Here is a 1,958-nt window from a genome sequence, read left to right on the forward strand (position 1 = left end):
CCTGATAGGCTAAATTCCGGCCATTATATTCAATATTGGTGGATTTTAATTTCAACGCTGTGAAGTTTCTCGCCTGCTCCACCGTTCCCGACAAACCAACCTTTAATAGAAACGCCCGTATAGTTACAGTAACCTATAGAAAACGGCTAATGTCGCATTGTGGATTAAAAGATCAGCAATTATTCAGGGTGTTTTGTATTCAAAATGAGGGATTGTGGGGATATTGGTGGGGGTGGGTGAAAAGTGGGCGGCGGATGGGTGAGGAATAGCCTCCCCTACTCCGTTAATTTTGTTATGAGGTTAAAAAGATGGGACGCAATTGGGGCGTGAAAGATTTTGCAGGTATTCGATGTTTTTCTAACTTTTGCGAAATGAGGCGCTGTGAGCGGCGGCTTTCGCTGTATCTAGTTGTTTTAGATAGTAGCTCTATGCTCTCTTAATCAATTGGTCGGGAGTTCGAGCCTCCCACGACCCACCAATATTATCAATGAGTTACGATAATTTCGTGGTTTCTTAGTTTTTTTAAGGATACTTATAGGATACCTTTAGAAAGTAAGACAAAGTATAAACAGTTAACTTTACAATGTGTAAAGAAGAGGTAACTCAACCAAAGTTATCAAAAAAGACCGCGATATGCGGCCTCAGTGAAGTTACTTTAGCTATTTAAAAACACATTACTCTTGCTTAAATTTCTCACCCAACCTTGGATGTTTAATAACGACTCGTTCACCAGAGTTAATTTTATCCGCCCAACCAGCGACTTTTTTTAGTAAACTGAGTATCTCAATTGCTATTGTTTCTCCAAATAAATATATTATTAGAGAGTGATTCATTTCCCTCATTTTTGAGAAACTTAGAGTTCCTTTGATGTAACTTTCATCATAGAAATGAAGGAGTTAATACCTAAATACAAAAAAGCCATGAATCTAAAAATGGTTAAGTCTGGATACCATTTCAATTTCAAGGCTTCGTATCAAAAATTATTCTTTTCACAAAAAAATAGATAACAACTTAAGAGATAATTATTCCAACGGCTTATTGCGTACCTTGCGTTCAATAAGATGACCGTTCATATCAAAATACCGACTAGGCCAGATTTCTGAGGGATGTATTTCAAGGTAATCAGCGATAATCCATTCACCCTTCGGCCAAGGGCGTGACAGCGTATTTGCCAGTGTAGATGAACTGAGTCCAGCTTCACGGGAGACAGCCGCTAAGGTTGTACCACGTTTACGTAATGCAGCAATAATATCAGCTTGATGCCAATCATTTCTAACGTTATTCATTCCTGCTACCCCTTCCATTAATTGATAAAATTGATGGTGGTGATTCAGACAGGGTTAGCAGACCGGAGTACCCACCGGCGAGGCCGAAACCTCCCCCACCTGAACCACCATTGAAAGGGTGATAGCAAGCGCACTGGCAGAAATATCCTACCAGTGTTTGGGTACACAAGGCTGCTAAACCTTGACCATTGGATTTTGCCAATGGCAGAGCTACTTTAACCGATTGTTTTATCTGACTCAATAAGCGAACTCGTATAAACGTTTAACTTTTTTCGTTATATTCCATTAAACGTGTTAAGGCGCTGCTGCTGTTCCTCACTGAGACTAAACGCAAACTCTTCATGTTCTGCCTGCCACGTCCCAAAACTCATCAAAAACGCAATCGCGGGGTCGATTTTGTTCGCCGATTTCTTCTTGTTCGGCTTGATATTGGCGTTCGCGTCCGTTTCCATCACCACATTGGACATTGCCCATGCCAGTACCGGATCGCCATTGTGACGAATGACCTTGCGATTTACGAACACCTCAGCAGACTTAGCCACCGGACTAAACCGCATATAGGTTTGCGGGAATGGCTCAACATCCAGCCCTGCGCCCTGTAATTGGGTGCGTAAGTGGGTGGCGTTCCATGTGTCAAAACCTACCAGTTTGATATCAAAGTGCTGGCTGTCT

At 41.8% G+C, this 1,958-nt stretch carries 3 protein-coding genes; all 3 read right to left on the minus strand.

Annotation, left to right across the window (positions count from 1 at the left end):
* Positions 1-674: 674 nt before the first annotated feature.
* On the minus strand, positions 675-833 hold the full coding sequence (locus Xbed_RS20045; RefSeq protein WP_208612280.1) for a DUF1889 family protein: 159 nt from the start codon (positions 831-833) through the stop codon (positions 675-677).
* 189 nt (positions 834-1,022) lie between these two features.
* Positions 1,023-1,286 (minus strand): helix-turn-helix domain-containing protein, encoded by a 264-nt coding sequence (locus Xbed_RS18485; protein ID WP_086114285.1) that lies wholly within the window; start codon positions 1,284-1,286, stop codon positions 1,023-1,025.
* Positions 1,287-1,561: 275 nt separating this feature from the next.
* On the minus strand, positions 1,562-1,958 hold a 397-nt coding region (locus Xbed_RS18490), incomplete at its 5' end, for a terminase TerL endonuclease subunit (protein WP_244182562.1).

Origin of the sequence: Xenorhabdus beddingii, assembly GCF_002127545.1 — a bacterium.
Lineage (GTDB): Bacteria > Pseudomonadota > Gammaproteobacteria > Enterobacterales > Enterobacteriaceae > Xenorhabdus > Xenorhabdus beddingii.